We start from the raw sequence: 18,233 nt of genomic DNA, 5'->3' as shown, positions 1-18,233 counted from the left end.
AAATTTGACCACATAAGAGGGTTACACCATCGACGTGAATACCTATCTCTGATCGGGTCCAACTGTGGATAAGCAAGAAGGCACCCGCGAAAGCGGAGGTTTTCCCGAGCAACAACACCAAAGAAAATGAGCGCGACACAATCGCCTCAGCCAGAATTCGCTTGCTATGCCGGAACGGTAGTCTATGCGGTTTCTACAAACAGAAGTGACATGGCAGGCGTATGACAAAACCCTATCTCTCGACCCCGGACAAACCGGATGTGACCGCCGCGCGGGATTGGGTTACGACACTTGCCAAATACCGCGAACCGAACCAGTGGCGCAGCTCCTTTGAGCTGGGTGTCAGCATTATCCCCTTCTTTGTACTGTGGGCGCTGTCCTGGATGTCGCTTTCGGTCAGCTATTGGTTGGCTTTTGCGATTGCCGTTCTCAACGCGGCCTTCCTGCTACGCCTGTTTGCGATCCAGCATGATTGTGGTCACGGAGCGTTCTTCAAGAACAGGTCGGTCAGCGACTGGGTTGGGCGGGTCATTGGTGTATTGACCCTGACGCCTTATGACGTCTGGCGCCGCACGCATTCCAACCATCACAACAGCTCGGGCAATTTGGACAAACGGGGAATGGGCGATATCCACACTTTGACAGTCGCCGAGTACCGGTCAAAGACACCCATGAACCGGTTCTGGTACCGGGTTTATCGCAACCCCATTACTCTTTTTGTCCTTGGCCCCGGCTATCTGTTTCTGTTCCAGAACCGCCTCCCGTTGGGTTTGACGGGCAGCGTCAGGTTCTGGATCAGCGCGATGGGCACCAACCTTGCCATTCTGGCTGCCCTCGTGGCCGTCTATTACTTTGGCGGCCTGATGCCGGTGCTGCTGATTTTTCTGCCCTCAACCCTGATTGCCGCGACCGCGGGCGTGTGGCTGTTTTACGTACAGCACCAGTTCGAGGATACGCATTGGGACGCTGATAAGGACTGGCAACTGCATGAGGCTGCCTTGCACGGCAGTTCGCATTACATCCTGCCATCCGTGCTGCAGTGGTTCAGCGCCAATATCGGCATCCACCACGTGCACCACCTGTACAGCCGCATTCCGTTCTATCGTCTGACCGAAGTGCTGCGCGATCATGATGAGCTGGCCAACAGCAACAAGATGACCATCCGTGAGAGCCTCGCCAACGCGCGGTTGCACCTGTGGGACGAAAATAACCGCCGTTTGTTGTCCTTCGCTGAGGCGCGTGCGTTGTATGGGTGAGGGGTGTTTCGCCGGGTGGAGCACACCCGGAAAGACGTCAAGAAATCACATGTGACCCTTGGAGAGGGTAACACCATCGACGTGCCCACCGGCCTCTGATCGGAACTGCCCTTGGAAAAAGACGAAAGCCCCCACGCGAGCCGGGGTTTTTTGTTATTTGAATGTCTGTTCTGAACCTGCTCTGTCAGATTTGCCCCGCGAAGCTGCCGTTGCTTCGAGTGAACAGAGCAGATAGGCATACACATATGAAACATGTTCCCAAAGAAACAACAGATGAGGCCCTTATTCAGGAGTTCCTGGATAAAGGAGGCAAAGTCAGCGTCGGCAAAACCAAACCTGCGCCCGCTGAGCTGGGTTTGAGCAAGAATGTCTGGAACGCCAAGCTGACCAAAGAAGAGAAGGCCGCGCGCGACAAGAAGTGATCGTGCGAGGCCAGTTGGGCAAGTGGAAAGACTTCAAATACATATGTGCCCCTGGAAGAGGGGAGAACACATCGACGTGTCCTGCGGTCTCAGGTCGATTCCGTTTTGGGAGCGACAAAGGTCCCAGCGCTAGCAGGGGCCTTACTTTGTGAGGATTGGTACCAAGCTGTTTTTGGCACGCTGATCGTGTTTAGTAGAGGTCGCCGTCCGAAGCCTGCAGGATGTTGACCACGCCTTCGTCGATCATCTCTTGCAGAACGCTGAGCCGGTCAAAGTCTTCAGGGCTGTTGTAGTTCTGAACATGAACCATGACGATTCCTTTGACGCCGCTGTCATCTTGTAACTTCTTCATGTCGCTGGGGAACATGTGGTAGGCACCGATGACCTTCACCTTTTCTTCCTCGGAGTCACCGCCCCAAGGTGCGTACTTGATATTCTTGCGGGTAATGCCCTCGATAAATAGCAAGTCAGCATCTTTGGCTGCATTCACCAGACCTTCCGAGTAGTGCCCGTCGCCGCCAAAGACGAGAACACGGCCGTCGGGTTTGGTCGTAAACCTGTAGGCGTGGGTATTCTCTAAAAACCCGTGCGCTGTCGGGAAGGCTTCGACCAGAACATTGTCATCTTCGAAAATCTTACGTCCGTTGACGTCAACATGTGGCCAGACCGGCACCCCAACTGCGGTTGCGCCGTCAAATTTTTGCACTGTCGATCCTTGTGCCATTTCGTTGCGGTCAATGCGCCATGCGTCGTTGATGCTGGCCATCATCTCGTCGACACCGGCGGGGCCGTAAACTTTCTTGTCGACGACGGCCAGGTTCGACCCGAATTTGAACGGATTCAAAATGAAAGACGGCAATCCAACGGTATGATCTTCGTGCAGGTGGGTCAGGAACATGTATTTGATGTTCGGGACGTTCATGATCGTTGCCAGATCCATTGCGTCCTGAGACTGAACCGATTTACCCAGCGCGCGCCACCAGCCTTCTCCAGCGTCAATGAAATAGGGATAGTCGTTTACGATTACCGCCAGAGCCGGGCCATAACGATAGGGGTTGGGATTCGGGTCGCCGCTTCCCATGACCAGAACTTTGGACGGCTTGTCGGTAGGCGAACGATCTAGTGGCCCTCGGTTCTCAAATATTGGCCAGTTTCCGGGCGAACTGAAGGCCGTCTTCATATTCTTCATTTGCGTGAACGGCACGTTGAGATGGTTCTGCTCTGTTGTTGCAGCACCGGCCGCAAGATTTTCTTCCCAGGTTTGCGCAGTTGCAGTTGCTGCAATGACGCAAGCAGTCGCGAGCGTTGCTGATAAAAGTTTCGTAGGCATCGTACATCCCCCTTGAGGTCTGAAAACCCTATCCATTCGAATATGTATATTGGGTACCTTATGGTATGCTCCATACCCAATAGTCTGTACAGTACTTTTTGGTATGTATGTCTTGACGGAACGCAATTTTGGCTTAAAAACAAGGCATGCGCGACACTCAAAAATCACCACCTCTTCCTCGATATGATCGCGAAAGATGGTTAGAAACAGCCCTTAATGTCCTTGCGACAGAGGGGGGTGCGCGGCTGCGAATCGACTCTCTCGTCAAAAACCTGGGAGTCACGAAGGGCAGTTTTTACCACCACTTCAAAAACCGTGATGAGTTTGTTCGAGCGCTGATCGACTACTGGTCCAAGGAGTTTACGGAGTCGGTCATCAACGATGTCAATACGTCCGATGCTTCACCGTCAGAGCGCCTGTTGTCGTTAACGCAATATGTCGAGTCTGAAGGACTTGATCAATTTGATATCGCTTTCCGATCCTGGGCGGCTCAGGACCCCGTCGTGGCGGAAGCCCTGAAAGAAGTCGATCGCAGGCGATATGAGTTTGTTAAAGGGGTTTTTGAGGCTATTGGCTTTGAGGGGGCCGAACTGGAAATGCGGGTCAGGCTGTTTCTTGTATTTGTCAGCGCGCGCCGGTCTGTGTACACGCCCCAAAGCACTTACGATTCAGCAAGCGAAACACTCCTGAGGCATGAGTTTCTCACTCAAAAACGCTAATTGGTATGCAAACCAACAAGAGGTTTTAAAGGCGCTCCTTCGATCAGGGAATAAAGGGGAGTGAGGCACATACATAATGTTTTTGATTTCTATAGACACCCACCCCCAACACTGCTAAATGCACCCAATCTTGCGGCCTCGGATTCGTTCCGGGGCCTATGATATTTGAAACCGGGGACCTTCGGGGCCCTATACCTTTGGCACCTACGGGGGCCTATCACATAGCGGGGAAATCCCTGCACTTGCTAAACGGAAGACAGAAAGCATGGCACTCAAGTCGTACAAGCCGACGACGCCGGGCCAGCGCGGGCTGGTGCTGATCGACCGTTCGGAGCTTTGGAAAGGACGTCCGGTCAAGTCTCTCACTGAGGGTTTGACCAAATCGGGCGGCCGGAACAACACCGGACGGATCACTTCACGCCGCCGCGGCGGTGGCGCAAAGCGTCTCTACCGGATCGTTGACTTCAAACGGAATAAATTTGATGTCGCGGCAACCGTCGAACGGATCGAATATGACCCGAACCGGACCGCATTCATCGCACTGGTAAAATACGAAGACGGCGAGCAGGCATATATCCTGGCTCCGCAGCGTCTGGCTGTTGGTGACAAAGTCGTGGCATCCGTCAAGGCCGACATCAAGCCGGGCAACGCAATGCCGTTCTCGGGCATGCCCATTGGTACCATCGTCCACAACATCGAGATGAAGCCTGGCAAGGGCGGTCAGATCGCACGTGCGGCTGGTACATACGCTCAGTTCGTTGGTCGCGATGGCGGCTACGCTCAGATCCGTCTGAGCTCGGGCGAGCTGCGCATGGTCCGTCAGGAATGCATGGCCACCGTCGGTGCCGTGTCCAACCCCGACAACAGCAACCAAAACCTCGGTAAAGCCGGTCGTATGCGCCACAAAGGCGTGCGTCCTTCGGTTCGTGGTGTTGCAATGAACCCGATCGATCACCCGCACGGTGGTGGTGAAGGTCGTACCTCGGGTGGCCGTACACCGGTTACTCCATGGGGTAAGGACACCAAGGGTAAGCGTACCCGCAACAAGAACAAAGCGTCCCAGAAGCTGATCATCCGCTCGCGGCACGCCAAGAAGAAGGGACGTTAATCTATGTCTCGCTCTGTTTGGAAGGGTCCTTTCGTCGATGCTTATGTGCTTAAAAAAGCCGAAGCAGCGCGCGAGTCGGGCCGCAACGAAGTCATCAAGATTTGGTCGCGTCGTTCCACCATTCTGCCCCAGTTCGTGGGTCTGACCTTTGGTGTGTACAACGGCCATAAGCATATCCCCGTCAACGTCTCGGAAGACATGATCGGTCAGAAGTTCGGTGAGTATTCGCCAACTCGTACCTATTACGGTCACGCCGCTGACAAAAAAGCGAAGCGGAAGTAAGTCATGGGCAAGGAAAAGAACCCCCGCCGCGTGGCTGAAAACGAAGCAATGGCGAAAACGCGCATGCTTCGCACCAGCCCGCAGAAACTGAACTTGGTTGCGCAGATGATCCGCGGCAAGAAAGTCGAGAAGGCTCTGACCGACCTGACTTTCTCGAACAAGCGTGTCGCGCAGGACGTCAAGAAGTGCCTGCAGTCCGCAATCGCCAACGCCGAGAACAACCACAACCTGGACGTTGACGAGCTGATCGTCGCCGAAGCATGGGTTGGCAAGAACCTGGTCATGAAGCGCGGTCGCCCGCGTGCCCGTGGTCGGTTCGGCAAGATTATGAAGCCGTTCTCGGAGATCACCATCAAGGTGCGTCAAGTTGAGGAGCAAGCCTAATGGGTCATAAAGTAAATCCGATCGGCATGCGCCTGCAGGTGAACCGCACCTGGGACAGCCGCTGGTACGCCGACACCAAGGACTACGGTGATCTTCTGCTGGAAGACCTCAAGATCCGTGAGTTCATCAACAAAGAGTGCAAGCAGGCCGGTATTGCCCGTGTGATCATCGAACGTCCGCACAAGAAGTGCCGCGTTACGATCCACACCGCGCGTCCTGGTGTCATCATCGGCAAGAAAGGTGCAGACATTGAAGTGCTGCGCAAAAAGCTTGCTCACATGACTGACAGCGAGCTGCACCTGAACATCGTCGAAGTGCGCAAGCCCGAGCTTGACGCGCAGCTGGTTGCCGAGTCCATCGCTCAGCAGCTGGAACGTCGTGTTTCGTTCCGTCGCGCAATGAAGCGCTCGGTTCAGAACGCCATGCGCATGGGCTCTTTGGGTATCCGGGTGAACGTCGCTGGCCGTCTGGGCGGCGCCGAAATCGCACGGACCGAGTGGTACCGCGAAGGCCGTGTGCCTCTGCACACACTGCGCGCCGACATCGATTACGCACAAGCCGAAGCGATGACCCCCTACGGGATCATCGGGATCAAGGTCTGGATCTTCAAAGGTGAGATCATGGAGCACGATCCGCAGGCACGTGACCGTAAAGCACAGGAACTCCAGGACGGCCCTGCACCTCGTGGTGCTGGTGGCGGTCGTCGCTAAGGAGGGAAAGATATGCTTCAACCAAAGCGTACTAAATTCCGCAAGATGCACAAAGGCCGGATCAAGGGTGAAGCCAAAGGCGGCTCTGATCTGAACTTTGGCACCTATGGTCTGAAAGCTCTTGAGCCTGAGCGTGTAACTGCACGCCAGATCGAAGCTGCACGTCGTGCCATGACGCGTCACATGAAGCGTCAGGGCCGTGTCTGGATCCGCATCTTCCCCGACACCCCGGTCACTGCAAAGCCGATCGAAGTTCGTATGGGTAAAGGTAAAGGTTCGGTCGACCGCTGGGCATGCAAAGTCAAGCCTGGCCGCGTGATGTTCGAGATCGACGGCGTCAATGACGACATCGCCCGCGAGGCCCTGCGCCTTGCCGCGATGAAGCTGCCGATCAAGACCCGCGTCGTGATCCGCGAAGACTGGTAAGCGATTGGGCGAAAGCCCTTCGTAACAAGATTAACCCCCGTCGGGACACCGGCGGGGGTTTTCTTTTTCGTCAGCCTATTATGATCCATCCCATCGTTTCGTGAAAGAAGTCGACGATTGTCCATGGCCCCCATAGGCTGACAATTGAGAATGGGAGGGTCATATGTTTCAGCTGCGCAAGAAGGTATTCATCAAAGAGGTCATAACCACCGATCAATTGGGGCAACTATGTGCTCCGGTCTGCCGGGTTGCAGCTTTGGCAGTCATACAGAACCCACTCGCCGGTAAATTTTCGGAAGATTTGTCCGAGCTGTTTGAAATAGGTGGTGCGCTCGGCGCTGACCTCGCGGCCGAGGCTGTTTCTCAACTCGACGGTTCTCCGATTTCGTATGGTAAAGCAGCGATTGTTGGCGCGAATGGCGATCTCGAACAAGGCGGCGCACTGATCCACCCGAAACTTGGCGCTCCTATGCGTGCTACAGCGGGTGGGGGCGAAGCTGTCATTCCGTCTAATGCCAAGCTCGGGGCACCGGGAAGTTCAATCGATCTGCCGCTTGGGCACAAGGACAACCCGTGGTCCTTTGACCATTTCGATACCATGACTTTGAATATTCCGGATGCGCCGAAACCGGATGAGATCGTCATGTGTCTGGCCTACGCAGATGGCGGACGACCGATCCCGCGCTGCGGTTCGGGACCGGTCAAAAACTGAAGGCTGGCTGGGGCTGGTCTTGGGTCAGGGCTTGGGCTATGCCCGACCCATGGCACAGATTGAATCACTCTTCGTTACCCGTCTTTATCGCGCAGCCCTTTCCGAATTCGATCCCAAGATCGATCCCGAGGAAATGGAAAATTCTTGTCTTGTCATCGCCGAGGATGATGAGGCTGGGCAGGAATGGTGCGAAGAAAACGGCTATCCCGGCTACACCAGCTATGCCTCGCTGACCGATCTGCCCTGGCGGTTCCCGATCTTTGCCGATCTGGTCAAAGCGTTGGATCAGCATGTGGCAGCCTTTGCCAAGGATCTGGAGTTCGATCTGGGCGAGGGTGAATTGAAGCTCGAAGACCTGTGGATCAACATTCTCCCTGAAGGCGGAATGCACTCCAGCCACCTGCACCCGCACAGCGTGATTTCCGGCACGACCTATGTGGCGATGCCCGAAGGGGCGAGCGCGCTGAAACTGGAAGACCCCCGCTCAGCCCGCATGATGGCGGCACCGACGCGGCTAAAGGGCGGGCGGCGGGATTTGCAGCCGTTCATCTATATGAAGCCGCAGGTGGGAGATGTCTTGCTGTGGGAAAGCTGGCTGCGACATGAGGTGCCAATGAATATGGCTGAGGATGAGCGCATCAGTGTCAGCTTTAACTACAAGTGGGAGTGAGCCGCGGGTCACGACACAGCAATTGTACTAATGTAGCGATTGCGGGAAGAATGGGCGGCGCCCCCGCCAATCACTTTTCACTTCGAGTTGTCGAAAAACCTTGCAATATGTGTCGTCATGAACCATGTGAAGCACGCTTACGTTTTTCTTTTTCGACCACTGTCTCCCGAATCTTCGGCGTTCAGTCTCTCGATCCAGACCTACAACGCCGCGCTGTCGCAATTCCGCGGACAGCAATTTAATAGGAGACTACGGATATGGCCAATGGCACCGTAAAATGGTTCAACACAACTAAAGGTTTTGGCTTCATCGCACCGGAGACCGGTGGCAAAGACGTGTTTGTACACATCTCTGCTGTTGAGCGCTCGGGTCTGACCGGCCTGGCTGACGACCAGAAAGTAACATTCGACATCGAACCCGGCCGTGACGGTCGTGAGTCGGCTGTCAACATCGCTCTGGTGTAAGTCACTCAGACTTAGACAGTTGAAGACGCGGTCTTGTGCAAACGAGGCCGCGTTTTGCGTTTCGGGATTCACGAGATTTCTGAGTGACGGTTAACAATCCTTTGGCGTGTTCACAAATGTGACTGAACACGAGCGGATTATCGGTCAATTTGCATCTTCCAGTTTCAAGATTCCTACCGCGTTTGGGTGTCAAACGTCTGAATCGCCCGTTGACTTAGGTTTAGGTAAGACTTCAGATTATTTCATCACCTGAGCTACAAGAGGAAATGTTATGCGATCCGCTAATGTGATTGGTTCCGCGTGTATTGCACTTATGACTTCTGGTATGGCCTTGGCGGACGTCGAAGAAGTTGTTTCAATTTCTTCCGGTGGGCAGGATTTTCTAGGCACAATGTCCCGGCCTGATGGTGACGCGTCACCTGTGGTTCTCTTGATGCACGGTTTTACGGGAAAACGAGATGAACTGGCAACTAAGCACGTTCCGGCTGGCGTATTCGGACATACCGCCAGTAGATTAGCCGACGCGGGATATGCGAGCCTGCGTATAGATTTCCGTGGTTCCGGGGAAAGCACCGCTGATCTAGAATTTGCGGAGACGACATTCGAAGGCCAAATTCAGGATGGTCTTGCCGCAATCGACTACTTGAAAACTGCAGAGAATGTACAGGGTGATGAAATTTATATCATCGGTTGGAGCCAGGGCGGATTGGTTGCTTCCGCCGTTGCGGGGCGCTCGGATACCCCTGTTGCGGTGGCACTGTGGAATGCGGTTAGCGACCCTCAGAAAACCTTTGGTACGTTGTTCGGCGCGGAACAGATGGCCGAGGGTATGCAAGCCCAGCCCGAACAAACAGTGACCGTTACTTTGCCATGGGACGTTGACATCCAATTGAACGGCAGTTTCTTCGACGGGATAGAAGCCGCCAATCCAATTGCTGAGATTGCATCCTATTCTGGCCCGCTATTCGTCGCGCAAGGTTCAGCTGACACTGTTGTTTACCCGGAAGGAGCGCAGAGTTTCCTTGAGGCCCATGATGGACCTGAAACATTCTGGCAATATGATATGGATCACGTGTTCAATATCTTCACCAACGGCGAAGCTTTGGAACAGATGATCGACCAAACGATTATATTCTTTGAAGCCCAGAATTCGAACTGAGGGCAAGCAAGAAACTTTCCCTTGCCACCCACCGCTGAACCCCCTATAGAGCGGCATCTTGCGTTCCCCCGGCCGAGTCGGGGGATTCGTATGTCTATCATTCATCCACCAGGTCAAAGGTGACCCTGTAAGGGGCCTTCTGGTGTTTTGAGCAAAGGAAAAAGGCGATGAACGCCCAAGAACTGCGTGACAAGACCCCGGACCAGCTCCGCGAGGAACTGGCCAACCTGAAGAAAGAAAGCTTTAACCTGCGCTTTCAACAGGCAACCGGTCAGCTGGAAAGCACCGCCGGCATCAAAGCGGCCCGCCGCAACGCTGCCCGCGTCAAAACCATTCTGAACGAAAAGGCCGCTGCTGCGGCATCGGAGGAGTAATCCTATGCCCAAGCGTATCCTGTCCGGCACCGTAACCAGCGATGCCAACGCACAAACCGTAACCGTGTCCGTCGAGCGCCGCTTTACGCATCCGGTTCTGAAGAAAACCATCCGTAAGTCCAAGAAATACCGGGCTCACGATGAAAAGAACGCCTTCAAGGTCGGTGACTCTGTTCGCATCATCGAATGCGCGCCGAAATCGAAGACGAAACGTTGGGAAGTTCTGGAAGCGTAAGCTTTCAGGATTTTTCCATTTGTCGAAACCCTGGGGGATCTAACCAGACCAGCCCCCACAGGTCGGGAGAAACCACATGATCCAGATGCAGACCAATCTGGATGTCGCTGACAACTCCGGCGCACGCCGAGTTCAGTGCATCAAGGTCCTGGGTGGTTCCAAGCGTAAATACGCCTCCGTCGGCGACATCATTGTCGTCTCGGTGAAGGAAGCCATCCCGCGCGGCCGCGTAAAGAAAGGTGACGTCCGTAAGGCCGTCGTCGTACGCACCGCCAAAGAAGTCCGTCGCGAAGACGGCACCGCGATCCGTTTTGATCGCAACGCCGCCGTCATTCTGAACAACAACAACGAGCCCGTAGGTACACGTATCTTTGGCCCGGTTGTTCGTGAACTGCGTGGCAAGAATTTCATGAAAATCATCTCGCTCGCTCCGGAGGTGCTGTAATCATGGCTGCTAAACTCCGCAAAGGCGACAAGGTCGTCGTGCTGGCCGGCAAGGACAAGGGCAAAGAGGGAACTATCACCTCGGTTAACCCATCTGCCGGAAAAGCTGTTGTTGACGGTATCAACATCGCCATCCGCGCCACTCGCCAGACTCAGAACTCTCAGGGTGGTCGTCTGCCTCAGGCAAACCCGATCGAGTTGTCGAACCTGGCTCTGCTGGACAAGAACGGCAAAGCAACTCGCGTTGGTTTCCGCATGGAAGGTGACAAGAAAGTGCGCTTCGCCAAGACCACGGGGGACGTGATCGATGCTTGATAACGCAACCTACACCCCGCGTCTGAAAGCTCAGTACGCTGAAACCATCCGTGCCGCTCTGAAAGAAGAGTTCGGCTACAAGAACGACATGCAGCTGCCCAAGCTGGACAAAATCGTTCTGAACATCGGTTGTGGTGCCGAAGCGGTCAAAGACTCGAAGAAAGCGAAAGCTGCTGTCGAGGATCTGACTGCGATTGCTGGTCAACAGGCTGTTTCCACCAAGGCGAAGAAGTCGATCGCTGGCTTCCGCGTCCGTGAAGACATGCCGCTGGGTGCGAAAGTGACCCTGCGCGGTGACCGGATGTACGAATTCCTGGATCGCCTGATCACCATCGCGATGCCACGTATTCGTGACTTCCGCGGCGTGAAGCCGTCTTTCGATGGTCAGGGCAACTTTGCCATGGGCATGAAAGAGCACATCGTGTTCCCGGAAATCGACTTCGACAAAGTTGACGAAGTCTGGGGCATGGACATCGTAATTGCCACCACAGCGAAATCCGACGCTGAAGCAAAGGCACTGTTGAAAGCTTTCAACATGCCGTTCAACGCGTAAGCGCCGGGAGGATTGAGACATGGCTAAAAAAGCAATGATCGAACGCGAGAAGAAGCGCGAACGCCTGGTGGCCAAATATGCCGCAAAGCGTGCCGAGCTTAAAGAAATCGCGAATGACGAGAGCAAGCCGATGGAAGAGCGCTTCAAAGCGCGTCTGAAACTGGCGAAACTGCCGCGCAACAGCTCGGCTACTCGTCTGCACAACCGCTGTCAGCTGACCGGTCGTCCCCACGCTTACTACCGTAAGCTGAAGGTCAGCCGTATCGCGCTGCGCGAGCTGGGTTCTGCTGGTCAGATCCCCGGCATGGTGAAATCGAGCTGGTAAGGGAGAGAATGATATGAACGATCCTATCGGCGATATGCTCACCCGTATCCGCAACGCGCAAATGCGTGGCAAGTCCACCGTTTCCACCCCGGCTTCCAAGCTGCGTGGTTGGGTTCTGGACGTGCTGGCGGACGAAGGTTACATCCGTGGCTACGAAGCGACGACCGGTGAAAACGGTCATCCGGCCATCGAAATCAGCCTGAAATACTACGAAGGCACCCCTGTCATTCGCGAACTGAAGCGGGTCTCTAAGCCCGGTCGTCGCGTATACATGGGCGTCAATGACATCCCGCAGGTCCGTCAGGGTCTGGGTGTGTCGATTGTCAGCACTCCGAAAGGTGTGATGTCGGACCAGAACGCACGCTCCAACAATGTTGGTGGCGAAGTGCTCTGCACCGTCTTCTAAGGAGGTCTGTCAATGTCTCGTATTGGTAAACGTCCGGTCGAATTGCCCAGCGGCGTAACTGCCTCGGTTTCCGGCCAGACCATCGAAGTCAAAGGCCCGAAAGGCGCCCGCAGCTTCACTGCGACTGACGACGTAACGCTGTCGGTCGAAGATAACGTGGTTCAGATCAACCCTCGCGGTATGTCCAAGCGCGCGCGCCAGCAGTGGGGCATGAGCCGCACAATGGTCGCAAACCTGGTGACCGGTGTGACCGAAGGCTTCAGGAAAGAGCTGGAGATCCAGGGTGTTGGTTACCGGGCTCAGATGCAGGGCAACACCCTGAAGCTGAACCTGGGCTACAGCCATGACGTTGATTTCGTTGCTCCGGAGGGTGTCACAATCACCGCGCCGAAGCAGACCGTGATCATTGTGGAAGGTAACGACCAGCAGCAGGTGGGCGAAGTCGCGGCGAAAATCCGCGAATGGCGCCGTCCCGAGCCCTATAAGGGCAAAGGCATCCGCTATAAGGGCGAGTTCATCTTCCGCAAAGAAGGCAAGAAGAAGTAAGGACGCAAACAATGGCAAACAGCAAAAGAACCCTGTTTCTGAAGCGCCGCCTGCGCGTTCGGAACAAACTTCGCAAGGTCAACGCGGGTCGTCCGCGTTTGTCCGTACACCGTTCGAACAAGAACATCTCTGTTCAGTTGATCGACGACGTACGTGGCGTGACCCTAGCCTCGGCCTCGACCCTGGAAAAAGATCTGGGTGTTGTTGGCAAGAACAACGTCGAAGCGGCCACCAAAGTGGGCGCGGCCATCGCCGAGCGTGCCAAGAAGGCAGGCGTCGAAGAGGCCTATTTCGATCGTGGCGGCTTCCTGTTCCACGGCAAAGTGAAGGCTGTCGCCGACGCTGCGCGTGAAGGTGGTCTGAAGATCTAAGACTTGCGGGCGGGTTTCGATCCGCCCCGATGATCCGGGGGCCTTGGCAATGCCGGGGTCCACTTGGATTGAACAAACGACGCCGCAAGCGTCACCAAAGAAAAGGGATGCCAAAATGGCAGAACGTGATAACCGCCGGGGCCGTGGACGTGACCGCGACGAAACTCCGGAATTCGCAGATCGTCTGGTTGCGATCAACCGCGTATCGAAAACCGTAAAAGGTGGTAAGCGCTTTGGCTTCGCCGCTCTGGTGGTCGTAGGCGATCAGAAAGGCCGCGTCGGCTTTGGCAAAGGTAAAGCGAAAGAAGTACCTGAAGCCATCCGCAAAGCGACCGAACAAGCCAAGCGTCAGATGATCCGCGTGCAACTGCGCGAAGGTCGTACCCTGCACCACGACATCGAAGGCCGTCATGGCGCCGGTAAAGTGGTTATGCGCAGCGCACCTGAAGGTACCGGTATCATCGCCGGTGGTCCGATGCGTGCCGTGTTCGAAATGCTGGGCGTAAAGGACGTTGTGTCCAAGTCGCTGGGCTCGCAGAACCCGTACAACATGATCCGCGCCACCATCAACGGCCTGCAGAAAGAGCAGAGCCCGCGTTCGGTTGCCCAGCGTCGTGGCAAAAAGGTTGCTGACATCCTGCCCAAGCGGGACGAAGCACCAGCTGCTGCTGAAGCAGAAGCATAAGGAGAGCGACCCATGGCAAAAACCATCGTCGTCAAGCAAATCGGTTCCCCGATCCGTCGCCCCGCTGAACAGCGCGCAACTCTGATCGGCCTGGGCCTGAACAAGATGCACAAAACCCGCGAGCTTGAGGATACGCCCTCGGTCCGCGGCATGGTCAACAAGATCCCGCATCTGGTTGAGATCATCGAAGAGCGCGGCTAAGCGCGAACTCTTTGAAAGATTTGGAAACGCCCTCGGCAATGTCGGGGGCGTTTTTTCTTGTTTTGATTCGCCATCCGGGTATGAATTCGACCTATTTTTTGAAAGAGTGAGAGATTATGAAATTGTTCCTGCCCGCGCTGTGCGCGACATTAATTGGCGTCTCAGCACATGCTGCATGTCCGGCCAAAGCCCCGAAGACGACCAAATCCCATTTCTCTGACGGGGACCAAAAGGTAAACGCGGCATGGCTGCAAACGAACCTCGCCGGTCGTAAAGTGGTGTATAGCGGAAAAGAAGTCGAAACTTATTCAGCTGATGGCTCCTATTCCTACAAGGCCAACGGGCAAACATGGAAAGCCAACGCGTACAAGTTCTACGACAATGGAATGCGTTGCATTGGATACGGCGATCCAAGGTTCGACCTGTATGTAGTAAACAACGGAAAGTTGGTTCTGGTGAACGCTAATAAACAGCGTTACATCGGCCAAATTCGGAACTAGGCTCTTACAGAGTTGTCAATGATGCCAAGCGCGAGGCAACAGCCTCGTGCGACTGAGCGCGTTGCGTTGAAAAGAGAACGCTCTAACAAGATCAAGCCAGTTTTAGGAAAGTTCCGGGGTATCCACGTTCCATCGACTATGGATTCGCTTAACCTGAGCGTAAACCTTCTATTACTCGACGCATGGAATCTGTGAATTGGGTGCGCTCCGAAACACTTAATACCTGCAACGCTTTGGTATTGACGGCCTGGGCGGCCTCATAGGAACTTTCTCTCAGTGCCCGCGCTTTCTCGGTTAACCAGATCAACTGGGCCCTGGCGTCAGCGGGGTTTTTCGTTCTTTTGATCAAGCCGTCGCGCTCCATACGGTTGAGCGTGTTGGCCAGAGTCGCTTGTTCGACGTCAATTTTGGCCAGCAGATCTTTTTGGGTGACCCCGTCCTTGAGCCAAAGCTCCAGCAAGACTGGGAACTGTCCAACAACGATGCCCAAAGGCGCAATGTGGTGTTGCAGCTCTTTCGCGAACAATCGCGCCATGTGATTGACCAGATATCCGGCCGAGTTCTCTTTTTCGAAATCCATGCTTGAGATTTACACTTGAATAGCAAGCTATGCAATAATACATAGCAAGCTATACAAATGAATGAAAAGGAATCGAAATGGCTCATATCGAAGAGATGGATAAGGTCGTCACACTGGCTGATCAGATGCAGGCCGAGGAAGGCCCTGTGGTGCTGATCAACGTATTTACAGTGGACGCGAAAGACGAAGAGGCGCTGTTGAAGGCCTGGGCGCATGATGCGGACTTCATGAAGTCCCAGTCGGGATACATCTCGACCCAGCTTCATCAGGGGATCGCTGGCAGTTCGACTTTCGTGAACTATGCGATCTGGCAGGACGTCAAAAGCTTTCGCGACGCCTTCACCCACCCAGAGTTCCAGCGTCGAATTGCAGACTATCCCGAAAGCGCCGTGGCGCGTCCACATCTTCTAAGAAAGATCACAGTCGAAAACCACTGCGTCGCCTGATGCCAAAACCGGAGTAGCCGCATGTTAAGAGTAATCCACCCCATCGCCGGAGTAATCGGTTTTCTTACAATATTCGTATTCTGGACTTCCACTTTGTACAGCGAATTGTTTGCGACCCATGAGACTGTCGCAGCCGTAAAGTCCATGATTGTCAGTGGGCTGTTTATCCTTGTGCCTGCGATGGTGATCGTGGGTGCATCCGGTATGTCCCTTGGGCGTCGACGCAAGGACGCGCCGGTGCTAGCCAAGAAGAAGCGAATGCCGATCATCGCGATGAACGGTCTGTTGATCCTTGTTCCCGCTGCAATCTTCCTGAACGCCAAAGCGAGCGCTGGGTCCTTTGACATCAGTTTCTACGCTGTGCAGGTCGTTGAGTTGCTCGCTGGTGCTACTAACCTCACTTTGATGGGGTTGAGTATACGCGACGGCCGGGCGATGACTGCTCGCAGAAGACGTGCGGGAAAGTAGTTGCGCCAGTAGCCGCCGTTTAAGCCCATGCAATTGGTCTCACAGCAGCGCGACCTGCTGCTCAGCTATTCAATAGATGCATAACGGCTAGACCGAAACTTCGGTTGTTAGCGATATCGCGCGGGCCTATCTCAGCCCTGTCCAAACAAGGAACGCAAACAGTTTCCGGGGAATTCGCCCCGGGCAGAGAAAGGAAATACACTATGGCTCACACAGCTACATATTCCCGCGACGGCTTTGGCCTGAGCGCCCGCATCGCGAACTTTTTCGAGCGCGTCAAAGAGGCAAATGCCCTGCGTGCTCAGTATGATCAGACTTATTCGGAATTGCAGAGTCTGACAGATCGTGAACTGGACGACATCGGTGTTCGCCGCTGCGATATTAAGGACATCGCTCGGGACCACGTTTATTGTTCGTGACCTTACCGACAACCTGACCAAGAGACGCCTGAGGGCGTCTCTTTTGATTCCGGGGTGCTCTTGGCACAGTGATCGGGAATTTTGACCCGAAACGTTGCAGCGTAACTGGAAATCGGCCAAACACGCGACAGTGCACCTGTCTGTGCCGCAACCAGGAACAACACGAAGGGCCAGATCCGGTGAAAGAGTATCAGGTTGGCATGCTTTGGATTGAAGGCCCACTTAGCTTTCTCGAACAGTTGTGCATCAAATCATTTCTGGATGTCGGCCAACATGTCCGCCTCTATACTTACGGGCCGGTCACAAACATCCCCGAGGGTGTCGAAGTGCGTGACGCGCGGGAAGTACTGGCAGATGATGAGGTGATCCTACACAAGCGCACGGGCAGTCCTGCGCTGCATTCCGACAAGTTTCGCGTGCAGATGCTGGCGAAAGTGCCGGACATAATCTGGGCCGATACCGACGCGTATTGCGTCAAACCCTTTACAACTGAAAACGGTCACTTGCATGGCTGGCTAGCAGCGCACGAAATCAACGGTGGGGTGTTGGCTTTGCCTGCGGACAGCGCAACGCTGTATGATTTGATCGATTACACCAATCATCCTTATCGCATTCCGCATTGGCTGCCGCCCAAGCAACGCCGGCCTCTTATTGACATGGCTTTGGCCGGTAATCCCCCCCACGCAAGCGATATGCCGTGGGGTATTTGGGGGCCGCGAGCGTTGACCTGGCTTTTGACGCTAAACAAAGAGGCTCGGTTTGCCCAGCCACAAGAGGTTTTGTATCCTATAACCTACAAAGATCGACGGTTGATGTTGCGGGCCAATGGAAACGCCGAAGAGTTCCTTACTGAGAACACCATGTCGATTCATTTCTATGGCCGTCGTATGCGTTCGTTCATACTCAATCGGTTCAATGGAATCCCGCATCCGGAAAGCATGGTTGGTCTGCTGGTCGAAAAGCATGGGATCGACCCGCACGCAGCCCCCTTGCAGAAAAAGGCCGCAACGGACGACCTTGTCGATGTGTCTGACGATTGACGTAGAGGGCTACGGACTTGCCAACTTGTCCCAACAGTCCTATACGCCTGCGGTGGCTTTGCGCCATACGAATCAAAACCAAGAAATGCCGTGTCTGACCCATCACGCTTCGCGGGTCATTTCCGGCTTAGGAGAAGCGAAATGAAACTGAACGAATTGCGCGACAATCCTGGCGCCACACCGAAACGCACCCGCGTTGGCCGTGGTCCGGGTTCCGGCAAAGGTAAAATGGGTGGCCGTGGTATCAAAGGCCAGAAATCCCGTTCGGGTGTGGCCATCAACGGTTACGAAGGCGGCCAGATGCCTTTGTATCAGCGTCTGCCCAAGCGTGGCTTCAACAAGCCGAACCGCAAGGCATTCGCCGTTATCAACCTGGGCCTGATCCAGAAATTCGTCGACGCCGGCAAACTGGACTCCAAAGCTGCGATCACCGAGGATGCACTGGTTGCCTCCGGCCTGGTTCGTCGCAAGCTGGACGGTATCCGCGTTCTGGCCAAAGGCGAAATCAGCGCCAAATTGAACCTGGAAGTCACCGGTGCTTCGAAGGCTGCTGTTGAAGCAGTTGAGAAAGCGGGCGGCTCACTTACGGTCACAAAAGCTGCTGCGGCAGAGTAAGCGCTTGTGAGCGGGCCAAGACCCGCTTACATAGTCCTCAGAGTTTTCCAAGACGCCGCCCGAGCCGG

At 54.8% G+C, this 18,233-nt stretch carries 31 protein-coding genes; 29 read left to right on the top strand and 2 right to left on the bottom strand.

The genetic code is table 11. The features are described from left to right. The first annotated feature begins 221 nt into the window (after nucleotides 1-221). Nucleotides 222-1,256, top strand: a complete 1,035-nt coding sequence (locus tag DHN12_RS16910; protein WP_058276169.1) for a fatty acid desaturase — start codon at nucleotides 222-224, stop codon at nucleotides 1,254-1,256. A 161-nt stretch (nucleotides 1,257-1,417) separates the two neighbouring features. Then, nucleotides 1,418-1,678: a hypothetical protein gene (locus tag DHN12_RS24475; protein ID WP_159090048.1), complete on the top strand. Its 261-nt coding sequence runs from the start codon at nucleotides 1,418-1,420 to the stop codon at nucleotides 1,676-1,678. A 190-nt stretch (nucleotides 1,679-1,868) separates the two neighbouring features. Here the strand turns inward: DHN12_RS24475 and DHN12_RS16900 are convergent, their stop codons facing one another. After that, nucleotides 1,869-3,008, bottom strand: coding sequence for an MBL fold metallo-hydrolase (locus DHN12_RS16900; RefSeq protein ID WP_159090047.1), 1,140 nt, complete (start codon nucleotides 3,006-3,008; stop codon nucleotides 1,869-1,871). Nucleotides 3,009-3,154: 146 nt separating this feature from the next. Here DHN12_RS16900 and DHN12_RS16895 point away from each other — a divergent pair, with 146 nt between their 5' ends. From DHN12_RS16895 to DHN12_RS16790, 22 genes are all read left to right on the top strand, one after another. Continuing rightward, on the top strand, nucleotides 3,155-3,727 hold the full coding sequence (locus DHN12_RS16895) for a TetR/AcrR family transcriptional regulator (RefSeq protein WP_108861253.1): 573 nt from the start codon (nucleotides 3,155-3,157) through the stop codon (nucleotides 3,725-3,727). Between the two features lie 265 nt (nucleotides 3,728-3,992). Then, entirely contained in the window at nucleotides 3,993-4,835 is an 843-nt protein-coding gene (gene rplB / locus DHN12_RS16890) for a 50S ribosomal protein L2 (protein ID WP_108861252.1), read from the top strand. A gap of 3 nt (nucleotides 4,836-4,838) precedes the next feature. Next, on the top strand, nucleotides 4,839-5,117 hold the full coding sequence (rpsS, locus tag DHN12_RS16885) for a 30S ribosomal protein S19 (RefSeq protein ID WP_010437056.1): 279 nt from the start codon (nucleotides 4,839-4,841) through the stop codon (nucleotides 5,115-5,117). 3 nt (nucleotides 5,118-5,120) lie between these two features. Further along, nucleotides 5,121-5,501 carry a 50S ribosomal protein L22 gene (gene rplV, locus DHN12_RS16880; protein WP_039538267.1) on the top strand — a complete coding sequence of 127 codons (381 nt, stop codon included), beginning with the start codon at nucleotides 5,121-5,123 and terminating at the stop codon, nucleotides 5,499-5,501. Beyond that, nucleotides 5,501-6,211 (top strand): 30S ribosomal protein S3, encoded by a 711-nt coding sequence (gene rpsC / locus DHN12_RS16875; protein ID WP_058272367.1) that lies wholly within the window; start codon nucleotides 5,501-5,503, stop codon nucleotides 6,209-6,211. Before rplV ends, rpsC begins: the two co-directional genes overlap by 1 nt. A gap of 12 nt (nucleotides 6,212-6,223) precedes the next feature. Further along, on the top strand, nucleotides 6,224-6,637 hold the full coding sequence (rplP, locus tag DHN12_RS16870) for a 50S ribosomal protein L16 (protein WP_058272368.1): 414 nt from the start codon (nucleotides 6,224-6,226) through the stop codon (nucleotides 6,635-6,637). A gap of 163 nt (nucleotides 6,638-6,800) precedes the next feature. Next, nucleotides 6,801-7,349 carry an amino acid synthesis family protein gene (locus tag DHN12_RS16865; RefSeq protein ID WP_108861251.1) on the top strand — a complete coding sequence of 183 codons (549 nt, stop codon included), beginning with the start codon at nucleotides 6,801-6,803 and terminating at the stop codon, nucleotides 7,347-7,349. 49 nt (nucleotides 7,350-7,398) lie between these two features. Then, on the top strand, nucleotides 7,399-8,019 hold the full coding sequence (locus DHN12_RS16860) for a 2OG-Fe(II) oxygenase family protein (RefSeq protein ID WP_058272454.1): 621 nt from the start codon (nucleotides 7,399-7,401) through the stop codon (nucleotides 8,017-8,019). 257 nt (nucleotides 8,020-8,276) lie between these two features. Next, entirely contained in the window at nucleotides 8,277-8,483 is a 207-nt protein-coding gene (locus tag DHN12_RS16855; protein ID WP_108861250.1) for a cold-shock protein, read from the top strand. A 313-nt stretch (nucleotides 8,484-8,796) separates the two neighbouring features. After that, nucleotides 8,797-9,642 (top strand): S9 family peptidase, encoded by an 846-nt coding sequence (locus DHN12_RS16850; RefSeq protein WP_159090046.1) that lies wholly within the window; start codon nucleotides 8,797-8,799, stop codon nucleotides 9,640-9,642. A 167-nt stretch (nucleotides 9,643-9,809) separates the two neighbouring features. After that, on the top strand, nucleotides 9,810-10,016 hold the full coding sequence (rpmC, locus tag DHN12_RS16845; RefSeq protein ID WP_037311745.1) for a 50S ribosomal protein L29: 207 nt from the start codon (nucleotides 9,810-9,812) through the stop codon (nucleotides 10,014-10,016). A gap of 4 nt (nucleotides 10,017-10,020) precedes the next feature. Further along, the gene (gene rpsQ, locus DHN12_RS16840; protein ID WP_058272371.1) at nucleotides 10,021-10,251 is read left to right on the top strand and encodes a 30S ribosomal protein S17; all 231 of its coding nucleotides are present in this window, start codon (nucleotides 10,021-10,023) and stop codon (nucleotides 10,249-10,251) included. 76 nt (nucleotides 10,252-10,327) lie between these two features. Next, nucleotides 10,328-10,696, top strand: a complete 369-nt coding sequence (gene rplN, locus DHN12_RS16835) for a 50S ribosomal protein L14 (protein WP_008757934.1) — start codon at nucleotides 10,328-10,330, stop codon at nucleotides 10,694-10,696. Nucleotides 10,697-10,698: 2 nt separating this feature from the next. After that, nucleotides 10,699-11,010 carry a 50S ribosomal protein L24 gene (gene rplX / locus DHN12_RS16830; RefSeq protein WP_058272372.1) on the top strand — a complete coding sequence of 104 codons (312 nt, stop codon included), beginning with the start codon at nucleotides 10,699-10,701 and terminating at the stop codon, nucleotides 11,008-11,010. Next, entirely contained in the window at nucleotides 11,003-11,563 is a 561-nt protein-coding gene (gene rplE / locus DHN12_RS16825) for a 50S ribosomal protein L5 (RefSeq protein ID WP_108861248.1), read from the top strand. Before rplX ends, rplE begins: the two co-directional genes overlap by 8 nt. A 19-nt stretch (nucleotides 11,564-11,582) precedes the next feature. Beyond that, nucleotides 11,583-11,888: a 30S ribosomal protein S14 gene (rpsN, locus tag DHN12_RS16820; protein ID WP_010437098.1), complete on the top strand. Its 306-nt coding sequence runs from the start codon at nucleotides 11,583-11,585 to the stop codon at nucleotides 11,886-11,888. Nucleotides 11,889-11,901: 13 nt separating this feature from the next. Continuing rightward, nucleotides 11,902-12,294, top strand: coding sequence for a 30S ribosomal protein S8 (rpsH, locus tag DHN12_RS16815; protein WP_008757119.1), 393 nt, complete (start codon nucleotides 11,902-11,904; stop codon nucleotides 12,292-12,294). Between the two features lie 12 nt (nucleotides 12,295-12,306). Next, nucleotides 12,307-12,840: a 50S ribosomal protein L6 gene (gene rplF, locus DHN12_RS16810; RefSeq protein WP_108861247.1), complete on the top strand. Its 534-nt coding sequence runs from the start codon at nucleotides 12,307-12,309 to the stop codon at nucleotides 12,838-12,840. 11 nt (nucleotides 12,841-12,851) lie between these two features. Continuing rightward, nucleotides 12,852-13,211 (top strand): 50S ribosomal protein L18, encoded by a 360-nt coding sequence (gene rplR / locus DHN12_RS16805; RefSeq protein WP_010437103.1) that lies wholly within the window; start codon nucleotides 12,852-12,854, stop codon nucleotides 13,209-13,211. A gap of 115 nt (nucleotides 13,212-13,326) precedes the next feature. Continuing rightward, a complete protein-coding gene (rpsE, locus tag DHN12_RS16800; protein ID WP_058272455.1) occupies nucleotides 13,327-13,896 on the top strand; it encodes a 30S ribosomal protein S5 in 570 nt (189 codons plus the stop codon). 12 nt (nucleotides 13,897-13,908) lie between these two features. Further along, nucleotides 13,909-14,097: a 50S ribosomal protein L30 gene (rpmD, locus tag DHN12_RS16795; RefSeq protein ID WP_008757946.1), complete on the top strand. Its 189-nt coding sequence runs from the start codon at nucleotides 13,909-13,911 to the stop codon at nucleotides 14,095-14,097. 116 nt (nucleotides 14,098-14,213) lie between these two features. After that, nucleotides 14,214-14,597: a hypothetical protein gene (locus DHN12_RS16790; RefSeq protein ID WP_108861246.1), complete on the top strand. Its 384-nt coding sequence runs from the start codon at nucleotides 14,214-14,216 to the stop codon at nucleotides 14,595-14,597. A 148-nt stretch (nucleotides 14,598-14,745) separates the two neighbouring features. Here the strand turns inward: DHN12_RS16790 and DHN12_RS16785 are convergent, their stop codons facing one another. Further along, complete coding sequence (locus DHN12_RS16785) at nucleotides 14,746-15,177, bottom strand: MarR family winged helix-turn-helix transcriptional regulator (protein WP_108861245.1); 432 nt, start codon at nucleotides 15,175-15,177, stop codon at nucleotides 14,746-14,748. 77 nt (nucleotides 15,178-15,254) lie between these two features. On the opposite strand from DHN12_RS16785, the gene DHN12_RS16780 reads away from it, so the two are divergent. The 5 genes from DHN12_RS16780 (at nucleotide 15,255) to rplO (ending at nucleotide 18,165) form a co-directional block, all read left to right on the top strand. Then, the gene (locus DHN12_RS16780; RefSeq protein ID WP_108861244.1) at nucleotides 15,255-15,623 is read left to right on the top strand and encodes an antibiotic biosynthesis monooxygenase; all 369 of its coding nucleotides are present in this window, start codon (nucleotides 15,255-15,257) and stop codon (nucleotides 15,621-15,623) included. Nucleotides 15,624-15,644: 21 nt separating this feature from the next. Next, a complete protein-coding gene (locus DHN12_RS16775) occupies nucleotides 15,645-16,091 on the top strand; it encodes a hypothetical protein (RefSeq protein WP_108861243.1) in 447 nt (148 codons plus the stop codon). Nucleotides 16,092-16,294: 203 nt separating this feature from the next. After that, complete coding sequence (locus tag DHN12_RS16770) at nucleotides 16,295-16,510, top strand: DUF1127 domain-containing protein (protein ID WP_108861242.1); 216 nt, start codon at nucleotides 16,295-16,297, stop codon at nucleotides 16,508-16,510. A gap of 179 nt (nucleotides 16,511-16,689) precedes the next feature. Further along, nucleotides 16,690-17,550 (top strand): hypothetical protein, encoded by an 861-nt coding sequence (locus tag DHN12_RS16765; protein ID WP_234416673.1) that lies wholly within the window; start codon nucleotides 16,690-16,692, stop codon nucleotides 17,548-17,550. 141 nt (nucleotides 17,551-17,691) lie between these two features. Next, on the top strand, nucleotides 17,692-18,165 hold the full coding sequence (gene rplO / locus DHN12_RS16760) for a 50S ribosomal protein L15 (protein WP_108861240.1): 474 nt from the start codon (nucleotides 17,692-17,694) through the stop codon (nucleotides 18,163-18,165). Nucleotides 18,166-18,233: the final 68 nt, after the last annotated feature.

Origin of the sequence: Ruegeria sp. Alg231-54, assembly GCF_900143525.1 — a bacterium.
Lineage (GTDB): Bacteria > Pseudomonadota > Alphaproteobacteria > Rhodobacterales > Rhodobacteraceae > Ruegeria.
Note: the sequence above shows the minus strand (reverse complement) of the source record. Positions and strands in the feature narration are given on the sequence as shown.